The 17,318-nt window shown below is 50.6% G+C and carries 14 protein-coding genes; 7 read left to right on the top strand and 7 right to left on the bottom strand.

Annotated elements, in window-relative coordinates:
• Positions 1-6: 6 nt before the first annotated feature.
• From BLT51_RS03340 to BLT51_RS03325, 4 genes are all read right to left on the bottom strand, one after another.
• Positions 7-1,440 (bottom strand): NCS2 family permease, encoded by a 1,434-nt coding sequence (locus BLT51_RS03340; RefSeq protein WP_091282533.1) that lies wholly within the window; start codon positions 1,438-1,440, stop codon positions 7-9.
• Positions 1,441-1,571: 131 nt separating this feature from the next.
• Positions 1,572-2,804, bottom strand: a complete 1,233-nt coding sequence (gene manA, locus BLT51_RS03335) for a mannose-6-phosphate isomerase, class I (RefSeq protein WP_091279896.1) — start codon at positions 2,802-2,804, stop codon at positions 1,572-1,574.
• 3 nt (positions 2,805-2,807) lie between these two features.
• Positions 2,808-3,596 carry a DUF3027 domain-containing protein gene (locus tag BLT51_RS03330; protein ID WP_231943978.1) on the bottom strand — a complete coding sequence of 263 codons (789 nt, stop codon included), beginning with the start codon at positions 3,594-3,596 and terminating at the stop codon, positions 2,808-2,810.
• Positions 3,589-3,963 (bottom strand): cold-shock protein, encoded by a 375-nt coding sequence (locus BLT51_RS03325; RefSeq protein ID WP_091279892.1) that lies wholly within the window; start codon positions 3,961-3,963, stop codon positions 3,589-3,591. Before BLT51_RS03325 ends, BLT51_RS03330 begins: the two co-directional genes overlap by 8 nt.
• Positions 3,964-4,162: 199 nt before the next feature.
• Between BLT51_RS03325 and BLT51_RS03320 the strand changes: the two genes are divergently transcribed.
• From BLT51_RS03320 to BLT51_RS03300, 5 genes are all read left to right on the top strand, one after another.
• Positions 4,163-6,088 (top strand): TPM domain-containing protein, encoded by a 1,926-nt coding sequence (locus BLT51_RS03320; RefSeq protein ID WP_157672883.1) that lies wholly within the window; start codon positions 4,163-4,165, stop codon positions 6,086-6,088.
• A gap of 87 nt (positions 6,089-6,175) precedes the next feature.
• Positions 6,176-6,913 (top strand): PspA/IM30 family protein, encoded by a 738-nt coding sequence (locus BLT51_RS03315; protein WP_091282531.1) that lies wholly within the window; start codon positions 6,176-6,178, stop codon positions 6,911-6,913.
• A gap of 101 nt (positions 6,914-7,014) precedes the next feature.
• Positions 7,015-7,596, top strand: a complete 582-nt coding sequence (locus BLT51_RS03310; protein WP_091279887.1) for an NYN domain-containing protein — start codon at positions 7,015-7,017, stop codon at positions 7,594-7,596.
• Positions 7,597-7,643: 47 nt separating this feature from the next.
• Entirely contained in the window at positions 7,644-8,381 is a 738-nt protein-coding gene (locus BLT51_RS03305) for a response regulator transcription factor (protein WP_091279885.1), read from the top strand.
• Between the two features lie 7 nt (positions 8,382-8,388).
• Positions 8,389-9,849, top strand: a complete 1,461-nt coding sequence (locus BLT51_RS03300; protein ID WP_091279883.1) for a sensor histidine kinase — start codon at positions 8,389-8,391, stop codon at positions 9,847-9,849.
• On the opposite strand, the gene BLT51_RS03295 is transcribed toward BLT51_RS03300, so the two are convergent.
• Both BLT51_RS03295 and BLT51_RS03290 read right to left on the bottom strand, forming a co-directional pair.
• Positions 9,842-10,552 (bottom strand): lysophospholipid acyltransferase family protein, encoded by a 711-nt coding sequence (locus tag BLT51_RS03295; RefSeq protein ID WP_091279880.1) that lies wholly within the window; start codon positions 10,550-10,552, stop codon positions 9,842-9,844. The two genes, BLT51_RS03300 and BLT51_RS03295, sit on opposite strands and share 8 nt — an antisense overlap.
• Positions 10,549-11,346 carry an SDR family NAD(P)-dependent oxidoreductase gene (locus BLT51_RS03290; protein WP_157672882.1) on the bottom strand — a complete coding sequence of 266 codons (798 nt, stop codon included), beginning with the start codon at positions 11,344-11,346 and terminating at the stop codon, positions 10,549-10,551. Before BLT51_RS03290 ends, BLT51_RS03295 begins: the two co-directional genes overlap by 4 nt.
• A gap of 141 nt (positions 11,347-11,487) precedes the next feature.
• Between BLT51_RS03290 and BLT51_RS03285 the strand changes: the two genes are divergently transcribed.
• The gene (locus tag BLT51_RS03285) at positions 11,488-12,666 is read left to right on the top strand and encodes an HD domain-containing protein (RefSeq protein WP_091279876.1); all 1,179 of its coding nucleotides are present in this window, start codon (positions 11,488-11,490) and stop codon (positions 12,664-12,666) included.
• Positions 12,667-13,909: 1,243 nt separating this feature from the next.
• Positions 13,910-15,394 carry a CPBP family intramembrane glutamic endopeptidase gene (locus BLT51_RS03280; protein ID WP_157672881.1) on the top strand — a complete coding sequence of 495 codons (1,485 nt, stop codon included), beginning with the start codon at positions 13,910-13,912 and terminating at the stop codon, positions 15,392-15,394.
• Between the two features lie 120 nt (positions 15,395-15,514).
• On the opposite strand, the gene groL is transcribed toward BLT51_RS03280, so the two are convergent.
• On the bottom strand, positions 15,515-17,137 hold the full coding sequence (gene groL, locus BLT51_RS03275; protein ID WP_091279871.1) for a chaperonin GroEL: 1,623 nt from the start codon (positions 17,135-17,137) through the stop codon (positions 15,515-15,517).
• Between the last annotated feature and the right edge of the window lie 181 nt (positions 17,138-17,318).

Here is a 17,318-nt window from a genome sequence, read left to right as displayed (position 1 = left end):
GTTGCTCTAGCTGATTCCCAGTACACGGGTAATTGGCTCCAGTGCGAAGTAAATAACGAAGACGGCGCTCATTAAGTACATCAGTGGATGCACCTTCTTAGCATTGCCCAGAACTAGTTCAACAATGACGTGGACGATAAAGCCAATACCGATTCCAACGGTGATCGAATATGTAAACGGCATGAACACGATCGCCATAAACGCCGGTATCGCAGTGCGCAGATCCGCCCATTCAATCTCAACTACTTGTTGCATGATCAAGAAACCAACAACCACGAGAGCCGGTGCAGCAGCCTCGGTGGGAACAATAGCGAACAGCGGCGATAAGAAAGTCGCAAGTAAAAAGGCAATTCCAGTGACAATTGAAGCCACACCGGTTCGAGCACCTTCTGCCACACCAGTGGAAGATTCTACGAAGGAGGTATTAGTGGAAACACCACCCATACCACCAGCAACAACACCGAGTGAGTCAATCAGAAGGATATGGCGGGTACGTGGCACTTGACCCCGCTCATCGACGAGTCCGGCCTCGGTTCCCACAGCTACCATTGTGCCGAGGGTGTCGAAAAAGTCGGCGAGCATGATCGAGAAGGTGAGGACGACGACGGCGATGACGCCAACCTTTTGGAACGGTCCAACTATCGAAAACTGGCCGAGGGTGGAAAAATCTGGAACCTGAATTGGATTTCCAGGGAATGCTGGAACCGTAAGTCCCCAACCGCCAGGATTGTCTGTGCCAGAGTTCCCTAGATGGCCAAAGTTTTCGATGATGATTGCTAATACAGTACCGGTGATTATTCCAAAAAGGAGCGCGCCTTTAATCTTGCGCACCATCATGATGATAATACAGAGGAGCGCAACAACGAAAACAACCAGTGGCCACGTAGAAATGGAGCCATTGACTGCAAATGACACCGGAGTACCAACTCCAGGGCGAACAATTCCAGCGTTCACCAAACCAATAAACGCAATGAAGAGACCAATGCCTACGGAGATAGCCGAACGCATGAATTTCGGAACAGCCTTGAAAATCGCTTCGCGCAAACCTGTCAGAACAAGCGCAACGATAACAATACCTTCAATAACTACGATGCCCATGCCATCCGCCCAGGTCATTCCAGGAAGCTTGACGAAACCTGCGATCATGCCGTTAAGCCCTAGGCCTGCTGCGAGCGCGATCGGAAAATTGGCTACCGCACCCATCAGAACGCTCATAATTCCTGCAATCAATGCTGTCGCAGCAGCGATGGCTGGAATGTTTGGTTCTGCGCCACCACCAAGGAAGGCTCCGGTCGAATCCGGGCCAGACAGGATGATTGGGTTGAGAACCAAAATATAGACCATGGAGAAGAACGTAACGATACCGCCACGAACTTCTTGCATCAGCGAGGAACCACGCTGCGTGATCTTGAAATAACGCTCAAGAAAGGATGATGACATCTGTTCAGCAGCAGGCTGTTTTACTGGGTCAGCTCCCGTAGTTTTCTTCACTTACCTAATGCTGACATAGGGACATAACACCCAGCCACACCAGTCCATATTTTAAGATGTGTTTTATTCACATTTTGAGATTAAGGAGCTTCTACCTGAAGAAGCTCGCCGGCACCACGCACACTGATTGCGCCGTCGTCGGCACTTAAAAACATTGATTGCCCAGTATTTATAAAGAAAAATTCGTTCCCTATCCACACCTCTACAGCACCACGCACACACAAAATGATACGTGGACCACAACCCTTAACCTCGACACGCTCATCGGCATGACGCAAGGAAATAACGGATAGCTCAAAATCATCCACCGGAACATAGAACGTTGATTGCACGGAACTAATCCGTTCTGCCGCAATACGGATCGGTGGCGCCGCAACCGTGTCGGTAATGCGCAACAACTCCGCCACATCAACATGCTTATAGGTCAAACCAGCACGCAACACATTATCGGAGGAAGCCATGACTTCAACACCTAAGCCGGAGATGTAGGCATGAACAATACCCGCTGGTGTATATAGAGCTTCACCCGGATGCAAAGTAACCGGATTAAGCAACAGCGACGCCACGATTCCCGGATCGCCAGGATGGAACCGAGCAATCCGCACCGCCAACGCATCTGCACGAGGCGACGGCGAATCGACAGATCGGCGCGCAGCGCACTGTGTCACCAGCTCTGCCACTTCCTCCTCCGTCGGTCGCGTTGCTTGTGAAATCAACTGCGAAAATGCTTGACGCACCCCATGATTATTGGGTTCAGCCGCGATCGTAGTGCGCACCCGCTGGGCTACTGCACAGTCCAACCCACTGAGAACCCCGAGAATTCGGCGCGGACTGCGGAACCCCACTAACGCTTCAAACGTTGTTAGCGCGTAAAGCATTTCTGGCTTATGATTTTGATCCGGATAGCACCGGCGCGGATCCTGCGGTGGAATCCCAGCACGCTCTTCACGCTCAAACCCGAGGTATGCCTGCTCCAATGACGGATGCACTTGTAGCGACAACGGCTGATCTGGTGCGATTAGCTTAAGTAAAAATGGTAGCTGCGAACCATATCTGGCAATAATGTCATCACCGAGAACACGATGAGGATCAGCCGCAATCAGCTCTGCAAGTGACAACAGCTCACCACTGCCACCCTGCGGAGCATAAGACTGCTGTCTCGGATCATCGGAAACAAAGGACGGGGCATTATTATGCGCACCGAACCATAGCTCCGCTACCGGTTCGCCCGCAGCAGGGTGCCCGAAAAGTCGGGGGATCGCATTGTGCGATCCCCACGAGTAATGACGAACGCGGCCTTGCAAATATTTCATTGCCTACCGCTTAGCTACCTCAACTTCGGCTTCATCAATTACTGGCGTGGTTTGCTTCCATAGATGTTCCCGGTGCGGAACGTCTGTTTCCGAATGAGCACCACACCCGTGATCCAGGGACACAACACGCCCATCAAATGCTGACCACTCGTTAGCACACGCTCCAAAAAGCTGACGTGCAGAACCGCCCAGATGCATCAAATACCCACAGGTTGAACAAGTTGCTTGAGCATCGCGGGTAGCTTGGTTACGCGGGCCGGCATCGGAGCGATACCAGCGACGGTAGGCTTTTGCCCGGCCGTGATCAGACATGATTCGGGCACGGCCCAAACCTAACTCCCAGTCCGCTATTACATCCTCGTCAACGCCTACAGTTTCACATCCCTGATCGAGCCCCGGATCTACATTAGCGACTAGCTGTGGATCTTTCGGGTTATATGGCAAGCGATCTGAAGGCGTAACGTCAGATGGCTGTAAGCGATCAGCCCACGGAATCCAGTCCGGAGCCAGCAGCGCATCTTCGCCGGGCAGGATCGATAGTTCCGCAACCGAAACATTCTTAGACCGCGGTGCACGAACTAGTGACACGGTCCAGTACCAGCCTCGATATCCAGCCATTAGACATTCAAACGCATGTGTGACGAGACGTTCGGCCTCCTGGACCATCCCCACGTGTTTGCCTACCCGCTCAGGAGTAGTGATATCCGTGAGCGCTTCTCTCGCGAATTCAACAGCTTCGCCGAGAATCTTATCTTTAACTACTTTTTTGCGTGGAGTTATTCTTTTAGGCATCAAAATCATCTGCTAGTGCACGTAATGCTTGAGCAATCCGCGGTCCACCCTCGGGATAACGACCCCGGCGAAGTTGCGTGGATGAAACATCAAGAATCTTAATCAGGTCTTCAATGAGTGGAACGAGTTCTTCAGGTGACCGGCGATTGACTTCTAGGAGTGACTTTTCTTTTTTGATCACCGAGACCGAAAGTGCAGCTGGACCGCGGCGAGTTTCGCCAATTCCGTATTCAACTCGGGTTCCTGGGCGCAGTTTAACGCCCAGTGGCACTGCGCTTTGAGCAACATAAACTTGGGCACCATCGTCCCCAGTGATAAAACCAAAGCCCTTCTCAGCGTCGAAGAACTTCACTTTTCCAGTAGGCACGGCATTCTCTCTTTCATTTCCGGAGTGCGATAGTTTTGAGTACGCACTCAGACATAGCTAAGCAACATTATGACACTTATATGACTAACTATTCTATCAGGCAAGGCTCGCAGACTTGCGCGCTAAGCGTATCAATATGTCCACAACAGACAACTTAATTGATAGATTTGAGGTATTACTCAGCAGAAAGGCAATAATCATGAGAAACTTGCGCCGATTATTGGCAGCCGTGATAGCAGGTATCTTCCTATTGTTACCTGGTGTGGCGTATGCAGTTCCTCCTGTTGATATTTCCAGGAACTACGAAGACTACGCAGACGTATCTGAGCGCGAAGCACAACTATCAAATCTTATTGTTGAGGTTTCTAGCGGAAATTTGTGGGTTATCACAGTTGATAATTTTGACGGGCTTGCGCCTGATAATTGGGCCCAGAAAACGTTTGACAAATCTGGTCTAACATCGGTTGATGGGTTACTCGCTGTCAGTGTTGGGACATCTGAGCTCTATGCCTATTCGCCAGATGGCCAGATCAAAGAGCTTCTCAACCAGGCAACTTCCCAAGATGTCTTGGATAAGTTCCACGACGGCGAATGGGACGCTGGTATTGAGTTGTTTGGCGAGCACGTACGCACTTTACGTAATGGCGGCCCCGCTCCGGTCGCTCCTGGGCAAGCAGCTGCTCCAAATGTCCTACCTGTTATCGTGTTGATAGCACTTGGCGGCGCAGTAGTGGTTGGATTCTCGGTATGGCGAAAGAAAAAGGCTCGCGTTAGTGAGGATATGTCTAACGCGCAATTAGCGAAACAGGCTTCGGCTGAATTATTGGCTGCCGACGACGACGTTCGCGCTGGTGCTAACGAACTTGAGTTTGCTCGCGCTGAATTCGGCGTCGAAGCTACCCGCGAGTTCCACGATGCCCTAACACAAGCTCAAGAAGCTGTTCATAAGGCATTTAACTTGCGGCGGTTACTTGACGACGACGAACCAGAGACTCCTGCTCAGCAGCACCAGATGAATACTCAGATTCTGCAATTGTCACACCATGCCCGGGAGACGATGCAAGCACAAGCCGAACAGTTTTCTGCACTACGTGATTTAGCGAACCGGGTAGATTCGAAACTGAGTGATTTGCAAGAACGCCATGATGAACTCCAGGCTCAGCTTTCACTGGCAGAGGTTAAGGTTCGTAATCTTGGTTTGTCTTTCCCACAAGAATCATTGGCGACGATTTCTACATACCCGTCTCAGATTCGTACTCTTTTAAGCGCATCATCGACACATATTACCGATGCTCATACTCATGTGAAGCAGGCAGAAAAAGGCGAAGCCGTACAATACGCCCGCATGGCTGAAGGCGTACTCGACCAAGCGTCCAAACTCATCGATCGCATCGATCAAGCTCCAACATTGTTAGCTCAAGCCCGCGATCACTTGCCACAAGCTATTGAATCATTGTCTGCCGATATTTCTGATGCAAAGCGGCTGGGCCAAGGAAACGCCACGATTACCCAACGCCGGCAAGAAGCCGAAGCAGCCATTGCGCGAGCGACTGCGGGCTCCGCCGTCGATCTCCTTCTGGTAGCTGACCAACTAGAGGAGGCCGAACGGCAGCTTGACCTAGCACTAGTTCACGTGCGTACAGCAGCCGAGCAAGAAGACAAACGAAACACTAAGCTCACTCAATACCGTATCCGGCTAGAGGAAAAACTCGCGCGCTTAGATGAAGATGTTACTCGCTATCGCGAGGTCGTCACTGCCGATACACGCACTCTTCTCAATCGTGCTCACAGTGCATTTACTTCGGCACAATCACAAACTGGCGAACAGCAACTGTCGACATACAGTTCCGCAATGGACTATGCACAACGTGCCGAACGCGCGCTGAATTCTGATATTGAGGATTATCGCGGAAGCGGACGTCAATCGCGTACTGGTTCCGAACTAGGTGGTGAACTGGCAGGAGCGATTCTCACCGGAGTTGCCAGGTCATTGATCTACGGAGCTTTGTCGGGCGGTTCTTCACGTCGGAATGACTGGGGAAACAACAGTTTTGGATCTGGCGGCAACTCACATTCCGGTGGCGGTTTCGGATCTGGCGGTGGCGGTTTCGGAAAAACCTTCTAAACACGAAAACTTACGTATAAGATTACAAGAATAACTACCGGCAGTAAGATGTATCTCAACATCGCTGTCCCAAAGAAAGGTTCCACTATGGCTGAAAAGCAATCAATCCTCGGCCGCATGGCCCAGTTAGCTAAAGCAAATATCAACGCGCTACTTGACCGCGCCGAAGATCCGCAGAAGATGCTCGACCAGATGGTTCGCGATTACACCAATTCGATCGCTGAAGCAGAAGACGCAGTGGCAGTTACAGTTGGAAATCTCCGCCTTGCTGAAGCTGATTACGACGAAGACATCCGTGCAGCACAAGAGTGGGGCGCCAAAGCCCAGGCCGCTGTCTCCAAAGCACAAGAACTACGCGCTGCTGGCAATGAAGACGGCGCACAAAAGATGGAGCATCTTGCCAAAGTCGCTATCGAACGTCAAATTACCGCTGAAAAAGAAGCCCACGATGCAGAGCCGATGATCGCTTCCCAGCGTGAGGTTGTTGCGAAGCTCAAAGACGGCTTGAATATTATGCGGAGCAAGCTCAACGATCTACGTAGCAAGCGTGACCAGCTCGTTGCTCGGGCAAAGTCAGCTCAGGCACAAAATACTGTCCAAGATGCGATCGGCTCCATTAACGTTCTTGATCCTTCAACAGAAATTGGTCGCTTTGAAGAGTCGGTACGCCGGCAAGAAGCCCTTGCTCAAGGCAAGGCAGAAGTTGCCGCATCATCATTGGATGAACAGTTTGCTCAGCTTGAACAGTCCTCGAATTCAACTGAAGTCGAGGCACGGTTAGCAATGCTTCAAGCAAACACTGACCCTCAGCAGATCGAAAACTAACATATCGACTCTTCGGTGGGCAGAAACCAGTCGGTTTCTGCCCACCGCTATATGTTACATATTGCCCTGCTTTTCGTCGCGAAGAGGGCTAAAATACAAGTATGTATATTCTTATTGATGGTGAAAACATTGACGCTACCCTCGGAGTGAACATTCTTAAGCACTCCCCACGCGCTGAGGAACGTCCTCGCTGGGACCGTGTTCTCGAATTTGATCCGTTTGACGATCCGGCAACATCTACGTCCGAAAACCATCGAGAGAAGAACGCCAAAGGCTTTTTCTTCTTGAACGTCTCACAGCGCACCGCAGCCCCATTCATCCAAGCTCTCCTAGCAATCGGATGGCAGCCAATCCAGCTGACATCGCAAGATCCAGAGCGGAAAGTTGTTGATGAAGGAATTCAGCGCACTCTCGAAGCTATTCTTAAAGAACGGCCTGAAGCAGACGTCGTCGTCGGAACTCATGACGTCGACTATCTTCCGCAACTAGAAGCATTACTCGACGCTGGACATCGCGTAGCTATTATCTGTTTCCGCGAATTCCTTGCTGTTCCGTTGGCAGAATTAGAAGATCGTGGACTTGTCATCCACGATCTTGAACTTGATGTCCAGGCATTCAATATTCCACTCAACCGTACTCATCCAGTAGATATCGATGAGTTCGATCCGTACCCGTACCTGTGAAACACATTTTCAGGATTCTCTCAGTTTAGTAGCGGAAAATATTGTCCATGACAGAACAAAAATCAACAGCAAAAATATTGGTCGTTGACGACGAACCTTCGATTCGCGAACTCCTCTCCGTATCGCTGAAGTTCGCCGGTTTTACCGTTGAAACTGCTGACGACGGCCGTAACGCAGTGCGTCTATTCCAAGAATTTTCACCTGATTTAGTCGTACTGGACGTGATGCTACCTGATTTTGATGGATACGAAGTCTTGCGCCGCATCCGCACACAAGACTCCGACACTCCAGTTCTTTTCCTGACGGCAAAGGATGATCTTCAAGATAAGATTCATGGACTAACTGCTGGTGCTGACGATTACGTCACTAAGCCGTTCTCCTTGGAAGAGGTCGTTACCCGGATCCAGGTCATTTTGCGACGCACAAATCCTAGTACCGATGAGCCTTCGGTTATCACTTATCATGATCTTGAGCTAAACGAAGATACATACGAGGTTCGTAGAGCTGGTCATCTCGTTGAGCTCTCTCCTACCGAATATAAATTATTACGGTATCTGATGGTAAACGCGGAACGCGTGGTATCAAAGGTTCAGATTCTTGATCATGTCTGGGATTATGACTGGATTGGTGAGGCTTCGATTGTTGAATCGTATATTTCCTATCTCCGCCGGAAAATAGACTCGGCCGAAGCACTCGGCATCACTGACCCAGAACAAGTCGCCGCGCTCGTGCCGCTTATTCACACCAAACGCGGTATCGGATACGTCATGCGCGCTGGCAAGTAAATGGCCTATGGAAAACTCTTCCTCGCAATTACACGTTACCGGGCGTCTATCGTGGCAACTGCTCGTAGTTTTCCTTGTGCTACTCGGATCCGCACTGATGTTGGTTTCGGCGTTTGCAACTATTTCTTTGCGAACCTTTCTGACGTCGGAAACTGACAAAACACTGTCATCGTCTGGACAGATCGTGGCTTCACAAACTGTCGATGCACTCATTCAAGGAACATCAGAAGCGCTGCTACCGTCTGACTTCTATCTGTATATTTCTGATGATTTCGGTACTGCAGTTGAGGAAGTACATCCGTCAATCGAACAACGATACGGAAAACCAGAACACGCAGAAACGTTGGCGTCAAATTATTTCGATCAACCCCGTACTGTTGATGGCACATTCGAGGACACCGAATGGCGCATTATTTCCGTGCCACTCACATCTACTGGTTCAAACCCACATACCGTAGGCAATGTGCTGATCGGATTGCCGTTAGCCCAAGTGGAACGTACCGTCACGAATCTCAAGCAGGTTCTTGCACTATTTGTTGTCGCCATCATGTCTATCGGAGCATTGCTATCGATTGTACTGGTACGTCGATCATTACGTCCGCTACGCACGGTCACGCGCGTGACATCGGATGTACGCCAAGGAAATTTTGCGGCAAGAATTCCACTAATGAAGCCGGGAACTGAAGTTAGCATCCTCGGTGAATCAGTTAACGCTATGCTTGACGAGATCGAAGAGTTGTTCGCAGCTCAGGCTGCTTCGGAGCAGCGCGTTCGACGATTTGTATCTGATGCTTCGCATGAGTTGCGCACACCTCTTGCTACTATTCGTGGATATGCGGAGCTGTATCGTATGGGTGGCGTCCCAGACGAGCAAATCGAACTCGCTTTTGGCCGTATTGAATCTGAATCTGGCCGGATGGCTAACCTGGTCGAAGATCTTTTGAAACTTGCACGACTTGATGAGCGTAAAGAAATTCATCCTAAACCAGTAGATCTAGCTGCAGTTGCACTCAACACTGTTTCTGATTTTCTTGCTCGTTCGCCAGAACGAATAGCCAATGTCACCAACCTTAACGGCGACGACGTCGAATCCGTCGTCATCATGGGAGATCAAAATGCTGTGACGCAGCTACTAACGAACCTGCTCAGCAATGTTTCTGCCCATACTGACTCCTCAGTTCCTGTTGACGTTGCTGTTGGGATAGATCTGCTCGAACCTAAAAATGCAGTTGTTGAAGTTCGCGATCACGGCCCGGGAATATCTGAAAAAGACCGTGAGCATGTATTCGAACGTTTCTATAAAGCCAATTCTGCCCGCACTCGCGGTAGCGGCGAAGGCTCAGGACTTGGCCTTGCAATCGTTGCTGCTATTATGAGCGCACACCACGGGCAAGTCAGCGTGCATGAAACACCCGGTGGCGGTCTGACTGTGCGCCTAGTTTTCCCGATGCCCAGTCTGCTTAACTGAGTGAAGGATCCGGATTGGCGGTCTTCTGTTCCAGCATCATCTCGATCTGGTGACGAACCCGTGCAATAAAAACCTCTGGAGTATCATCAGGCTGACCATGCATGGGTTCACCGATGAACAGTTCAACTTCCGGATGATTCAACGGTGGCAATACTCGTCCAACCGGCATTGCTTCGTGTCCGCCCGACATCGCTAACGGAACAATCGGCACCCCGATCTTCAATGCAATCGCGGCTGCACCGGGCTTGAAAATTCCCATCTGGCCGTCCCGCGAGCGCGTACCTTCTGGGAAGATCAAAATTGGAATGCCATCACGTAGCAAGCGACTTGTCATTCCGGCTGCCCGGCCGACGTGCGCGCCAACGGTCTTTCCTTTGCGCTCAATCGGATACGTATTGAAGAATACTGACGTCAGCTTGGCAATGCCTTTCTTGCGATAAAAATAGTCGGCGGCGGCGCCGGTAGCAAGATTTTCTGTCATATGCTCAGGCAGTAATGAAAAGACCATTGGAGCGTCAAGATGCGACGAGTGATTGCCGACAACAACATAGGCTCCTTCGAGCCCTTCAACGTTTTCTTCACCCCACACGGTTGCTTTGAGAACCGTTTTCAGCACTGGCCGGGTGAGAATTTTACGAACTGCTTTGCGAACTTTTCGTTTACCGTCTGAATGGTAGTCATCTAATGGGTGTAGCTCACTCATCGCCGGCCCTTATTCAATTTCTTGACGGCCTTGTGGACCACTGATTGTGGCAAGTGACGGGCGAAAAATGCCATCGTCTTGAAACGCTTGGACGGAATAGTGGTTGTTTTACCACGTTCAACATCGCGGAGAGCTTCGTCGATCACGCGCTCTGCGTCGAGCCATAGCCATGATGGGATCGACGACGTCGAAACACCGGATCGCTGGTGGAACTCGGTTTTCACCCAACCAGGCAAGAAAGCAACAACTTGTACACCGTATCGGCCAACTTCGATAGACAGGGACTCTGACCACATTCGTACGAATGCTTTGACGGCCGCGTAGGCTCCCATCGGGGCAAGCGATGCTACCGATGCAGTAGTAATAATGACACCGGCGTGACGTTGTTTCATTGAGAACGCGGCAGCTCCACCAAGCTCCATCGGAACTAACGCCATAAGTTCGGCACCGGCACGTAGCTGGGTGGCGTCGTCGGTCGCCATCGGTGAGTACATCCCAGACCCGGCGTTATTCACGAATATCGTTACTGGATCGGCTTGTTCAAGAAGCCGAGCTTTAACGGCGTCGACTCCATCGCGCGTACTTAAATCTGCGGGAAGAATCTGAACATCTACCTGGTATTGCTGCGTGAGCACGCTAGCATTTTCCGCTAACCGCTCTTTATTTCGCGCCACCAAAACAATATCGCATCCGCGAGCCGCTAACGCACGAGCGAACGCCGCCCCCATGCCAGATGTACCTCCGGTGATGAGTGCGCGACCAGTAAGGACAGATGTTGAACCTTTTTTCTTCACAATCTCTACGTTAGAACACTTTGCGCGTTTGAGCACTCTTAACGGTCCAGTTCGTGGTACTTCTCTAGTTACTTATACCGCATCATTTGGGTAGTTCATCTGCGGGGTATAGAATCGGGGGGCGCTTATCTTGGAGGATTTATGGTGAAAATGGACGTACCTGCATGGGTAGTTCAAGCGTTTGTACGAAGCGCGCGCGATGCCGGGGCTACCGCAGAGCGAGATCATATCGAGCGTGTTGCGTACGAATTGTTGGATATTTGGTCTAGTCCAGACCGATTTTTTCACAATACCCGCCATGTTATCGACATGCTCACCCGGGTAGATACCCTGGCTTCGGAGACTCAAAATCCGTGTCTTGTCCGATTAGCAACATGGGGCCATGGGCTTGTCTTCAATGTCTCCGATGATGCCGTCTATTCGCGCAATGGCGGCGAGGATGAGCGTGCATCAGCAGATGTGGCAGATAAGTTTTTTGCCGAGATTGGTATCCCAGCGGACAATCGCCACCGAATCGCTGAACTCATTTTTCACCTTCATAAGCGTCATGATCTGCCAGGTTCAGCCAAGCGCGCGGATGAAACTGCTCGTTTTGATTCTATCGACGTCGATCGCCTCGCTCTTTATGATGCACATTTTGGCACTCTCGCGAATCCGCCACAGCGTTATAAGACCTATGTCAGTCAGGTTCGCGAGGAGTATCCGCGGGTATCTGAATATAGTTGGCTCATGGCTCGCCGCCAGATTGTTGAACACCTGCTGGCACGGAAACGTATTTTCCTCACCCCACTTGCCAACGAGTGGGAGCAAGTCGCACGGCAAAACTTGGGCGCAGAGTTAGAACGCATCACTCTTGCCTGCTACAAGCTCGGCGATAACGCTTCTGATCAGGAATTCTCACCGGTAGCGACGCCAAACCAGACGACGACGGCTACGGATCCTACCGATCTCCTATTCCAAACTGCTCAAGAGGAACAGTCAACTGTTTCGGACGAAGATACACTAGACGTAACCTCGTCCGATCCGGCCATTATCAACGACGACGTGACCGAACTCTTCCAGCCACATGTTCCAGTTGTGAAACGCTCGTCGTTAGAAGAACTCGACGAAGCCTTTGCCCCGGGGGCTCCACCGCGGATCTTGGATCATTCGCAAGCCGAGGCTGCCCGCCGGGAACAGATAGCGCAAGAAACTCTGGAAACGATAGAGCGTAAGCAAAACGAAGCCCGTGAGGAACGCGGAGGGCGTCAGCGGAACGTCACACGTGGTGATGAAGCAACGAAAACAACATCGCGAAAGCCGGAAGAGCTGTTGCACTGATGGCGGTTAAATATATTGCCACGCTATGGTCAGGTATGAGTAGTCCAAAGCTGGAAAAATAGGTTATATACAAAGGCAAAGGTCATCAGTATAATACCAACACCTGCGAGAGATAGTGACATCACTACTTTGTAGCGTCCGATCGGAACGAAGCGTTCCAATGTCAAGTTCCTCCCACTCCATAGATATAGCCTGCAGTGGTTACATCTAAAGCAAACTGGACTAACTTGTGGCGCAATGAGAGTCCGGCTGCGGAATATAGCCAGCACTTGCCGTTACACGCAGCTCCACGGAGAGAACCGATTGCGATAAAACTAGTGGCTGCGCAAAGCCCACGTAGAGAAGTATCCCCAAGATGGCTAGGCAAATCGCTTCAGTAATGTAACTGCCAATAACACTTGACTTGCGCGGTAGCTGGTCCGCAATTGCTACCAAGGGTATGGTTAGTGATTGTTGAGTAGCTAATGTAGAAGCCGCCAACGTGGCGGCCAATGCAATCGATCCAGTGGCATATTAGAAGGCAAGTGGGAGAGCAACTTGCGCTATTGCATCTCCATAAGGTTGATGAGTGTTGTCGAATATAGCCGGCGATAAACGCCTTTGGTCACATCACTCATCTTGTTCTCCATCATTACTATAAATAATCACATCTTACATATTTAGGCAGACATGCATGAAACCCTCAGTTTCCCGCTACCTGTTCGAAAACTGTTTTTGCGTTACTTTCGCCTGGGTTCTCAGATTTTACGTCTTAATGTGAAATGACGAAGAGATTCAAGCGTATTCAACAGCCCTTCCGAGTCGGTATATGGTAAATGTTTCACCAGTTTAATTTGCGTAAACCTTAATTTATCTCTACACTGAATCTTGTCCTAAACCGCGAACTAGGAGTTCTACGATGTTTAAGACAATTATCAGCACTTTAGCTATATCTACTCTCGCCCTTTTTCCCGCAGGGTTAGCGACCAACCTAGCAGGAGGATTGGACGGTCACAACGATTCTAGCTACACGATCTCTGCTTTCGGGCCACGGCCTAATGATTGCCGGGCTTTAACAGGACCAAATTTAAGTGGCACTATCCCCAATGGGCCCAATTGGACAGGAGTAACAGTTTGTAAACCCTGCGCGAACATCCATGGCGTTTATGTATGTATGAACAAAGTTGATCCAGGCACGGTGCCGCTTGGGCGTAAAGAACTGAGCTAAAGAACAATGTATGGTTTACGCGAAGGAGGGGTGGAAGTGATTGGTGAGAATCGGTTGCCATTTTGGGATGCGTTGTTTGGTTGCGTGGTCTTTAGCGGCCTAGCATCATTTGTACTTATACATACCCAAGGATTTCAGCAACTAGGGTTTACCTCAACCGCTGGATTCGTCGGTGACAGTCTCGGCTTTACCCAACACCTCTCCCTGCCCACACAATGGGGACTGAGCATCGCTATCGGGGTTCTCACCGAAATCATCTGCGCTGCCCTCGCCTGGTGGATACTTAGCCGAACGAGTCTATCTTTCACGCTACGCTTCACCCTTGTTGTGGTTCTGTCAACAGTATTTCGCGGCATATTCTTCGCCCCTTATGCTAACGTCCTTTCACCCCTCCAATGGGCGGGGGTAGCAATCTTTTCAAGCTACTACTACTGGAACTATCGTCGAGTATGGCCACTAGCATTAAGCCACGGACTATTTAACGCCATCGCGTTTAGACCAAACGACGTCTGGGCCGGAACGTTCTTAGGAACACTAAAAACCACCACCAACGACGTCGTCCTCCCCATCATCGTATGCTGGGCAATCGCATGGCTCATCACACGAACCCTCAACCACACCACCGTAAGAACACCAGCGAAAACTACGCTCTGTGCTCTACGCACAACGATGATTCTTGGGGCAGTAATCATCACCGCTGGCGGATTTATTGCCGGTCTCTTGCAACTATTTGGACAAAAATCATTCCCAATCTACCTCCCTGGAGTCTATGGATCGCTAGACGCGAGCCAGTCGCTACGAATCTTGAGTGCACTAATCGTCGGCAGTCTACTCATAACGGCATGGTATATACTCTCTCGGAATACGTGTCCTTCACGCCAATCGCTCCCTACCCGGCATAGCTCCTGGATAATTTTTGGAATATTCTTTGCTCTATTTTTCGTGCAAGGAAGCGCTTTTTCCACCTATTTTAGATCCTGGGGCATAGCGGCTGGAACCGACTTTCACCATTGGTTTACCAATCACGATATATATGGTATAGACATTCCGCTACCATCGCCTTTAATATGGGATATTTTCCGTCACATGCTCAATGGTGGCATGGAAGAACTTGCCTACGCACTAATTTTATTAACCTTAATCTATATTTTTCGCATGCCATCACGCTTATCGATTGCCGTGGTACTCATCTTCCGGGTGATACTGCACCTGTACTACGCAACACTTGCCGTCGCACTATGGCAGATTCCATTGGGGGTTTTTGCTGGAATATACGTAATACGCCGAGGCCGTATCCTACCGCTAGTCATCGCTCATGGGCTCTACGATACAATTCTTGCTGCCCAAGAATATATTGTTCGTACCGGCGTTTTCGGTCACCTTCGCTACGACGACATTGACCGGATATGGACTCCCGTTACTGGATTAGCCAGCATCGTCATCCTTACCTTCGCCTACGTCTACTACACGCACAAATGGCCCGTGGAAGCTACCGAAAGCACAACAGCCACACAAATTTAGCGTATTACCGTAAGACTTCTACACTGCACTGGTTAGTAAAAAGGAACGAATCTCGGAGTTTTCCGAGATTCGTTCCTTTTCATTGGCCATTATCTGACCGCAAGAACTAAGCAGTTATTCTTAGTACATGCCACCCATGTCTTCAGCACCTGGTGCTGGAGCAGCTGGTGGCTCTGGCTTGTCAGCCACAACTGCTTCGGTGGTGAGGAATAGACCAGCGATGGATGCTGCGTTCTGAAGTGCAGAACGGGTAACCTTCACTGGATCGTTCACGCCAGCAGCGAGCAGATCCTCATATTCACCGGTTGCAGCGTTTAGGCCGTGACCAACTGGGAGTGAGCGAACCTTTTCAGCAACAACTCCACCTTCGAGACCAGCGTTAACTGCGATCTGCTTGAGTGGTGCTGCGACCGAAACGCGAACGATGTTTGCGCCGGTTGCTTCGTCGCCTTCGAGTTCGAGATCAGCGAGTGCCTGGTCAGCTGCGTGGATAAGTGCAACGCCACCACCGGAGACGATACCTTCTTCAACAGCAGCCTTTGCGTTGCGGACAGCGTCCTCAATGCGGTGCTTGCGTTCCTTGAGTTCAACTTCGGTTGCGGCACCGGACTTGATCACGGCAACGCCACCGGCGAGCTTTGCGAGGCGCTCTTGGAGCTTCTCACGATCGTAATCGGAGGTGGAGTTCTCGATCTGGGTCTTGATGGTGGAGACGCGAGCAGCGATGTCTTCTGCGGTTCCAGCACCTTCAACAATGGTGGTGGAATCCTTGGTGAGCACGACCTTGCGGGCGCGACCAAGAAGCTCAATGTCAGCATTCTCAAGCTTGAGACCAACAGTTTCCGAAATGACCTGACCGCCGGTGAGGATAGCCATGTCCTGAAGCATTTCCTTGCGGCGATCGCCGAAGCCTGGCGCCTTAACAGCAGCAGACTTGAAGGTACCACGGATCTTGTTGACGACGAGGGTTGCGAGTGCTTCACCTTCGATATCTTCAGCAATAATCACCAGTGGCTTGCCAGTCTGCATAACCTTTTCGAGGACTGGGAGCATGTCCTTGACGTTGGAGATCTTGGATTCAACCAAGAGGACGTATGCGTCTTCGAGGACTGCTTCTTGGCGGTCAACGTCAGTGACGAAGTATGGCGAGAGGTAACCCTTGTCGAAGGACATACCTTCGGTGAGCTCGAGCTCGGTGCCAAAGGTGTTGGACTCTTCAACGGTCACAACGCCTTCCTTGCCGACCTTGTCGAGGGCCTCAGCGATGAGCTCGCCGATTTCCTTATCACCAGCGGAGATAGCAGCGGTGGCTGCGATTTCTTCCTTAGTCTCGACTTCCTTAGCATTTGTAAGTAGCTGCTCTACGATCTTGGCGACAGCCTTGTCAATGCCCTTACGAAGAGCGATTGGGTTTGCGCCAGCAGCGACGTTGCGTAGGCCTTCCTTGACGAGAGCCTGCGCAAGAACGGTAGCGGTGGTGGTACCGTCACCGGCAACGTCATCAGTCTTCTTAGCGACTTCCTTGACTAGTTCAGCACCGATCTTCTCAAATGGATCTTCAAGATCGATTTCTTTAGCAATGGACACGCCATCGTTTGTAATCGTGGGAGCTCCCCACTTCTTATCTAGAACAACGTTGCGGCCTTTTGGTCCAAGAGTGACCTTGACGGTGTTTGCAAGCGCATCAAGACCACGCTCCATGCCACGGCGTGCTTCTTCGTTGTAAGCAATGATTTTTACCATCGTATTTTCCTCCCATTAGGGTGGTTCACGACCAGTGCCCGCGACGGACGACATTCTCCAAATACGTTCGGTTTCGTATTCAGAAAACACCTCACTAGTCACAATAACTATCACTCTCTAGCCGAGAGTGCCAGTATTGATTTTGGCACTCTCCAGCTCAGAGTGCAAGATGGCGAACTCG

The organism is Arcanobacterium phocae, from assembly GCF_900105865.1.
Classification (GTDB): domain Bacteria; phylum Actinomycetota; class Actinomycetes; order Actinomycetales; family Actinomycetaceae; genus Arcanobacterium; species Arcanobacterium phocae.
Note: the sequence above shows the minus strand (reverse complement) of the source record. Positions and strands in the feature narration are given on the sequence as shown.

Excerpts from the sequence above, each read along its gene's own strand:
- BLT51_RS03305 (WP_091279885.1), top strand. The coding sequence starts at position 7,644 with ATGACAGAACAAAAATCAACAGCAAAAATATTGGTCGTTGACGACGAA.
- BLT51_RS03300 (WP_091279883.1), top strand. The coding sequence starts at position 8,389 with ATGGAAAACTCTTCCTCGCAATTACACGTTACCGGGCGTCTATCGTGG.
- BLT51_RS03330 (WP_231943978.1), bottom strand. The coding sequence starts at position 3,596 with ATGCCTAAAAGAATAACTCCACGCAAAAAAGTAGTTAAAGATAAGATT.
- BLT51_RS03320 (WP_157672883.1), top strand. The coding sequence starts at position 4,163 with ATGAGAAACTTGCGCCGATTATTGGCAGCCGTGATAGCAGGTATCTTC.
- BLT51_RS03295 (WP_091279880.1), bottom strand. The coding sequence starts at position 10,552 with ATGAGTGAGCTACACCCATTAGATGACTACCATTCAGACGGTAAACGA.
- BLT51_RS03340 (WP_091282533.1), bottom strand. The coding sequence starts at position 1,440 with ATGTCATCATCCTTTCTTGAGCGTTATTTCAAGATCACGCAGCGTGGT.
- BLT51_RS03285 (WP_091279876.1), top strand. The coding sequence starts at position 11,488 with ATGGTGAAAATGGACGTACCTGCATGGGTAGTTCAAGCGTTTGTACGA.
- groL (WP_091279871.1), bottom strand. The coding sequence starts at position 17,137 with ATGGTAAAAATCATTGCTTACAACGAAGAAGCACGCCGTGGCATGGAG.
- BLT51_RS03310 (WP_091279887.1), top strand. The coding sequence starts at position 7,015 with ATGTATATTCTTATTGATGGTGAAAACATTGACGCTACCCTCGGAGTG.
- BLT51_RS03315 (WP_091282531.1), top strand. The coding sequence starts at position 6,176 with ATGGCTGAAAAGCAATCAATCCTCGGCCGCATGGCCCAGTTAGCTAAA.
- manA (WP_091279896.1), bottom strand. The coding sequence starts at position 2,804 with ATGAAATATTTGCAAGGCCGCGTTCGTCATTACTCGTGGGGATCGCAC.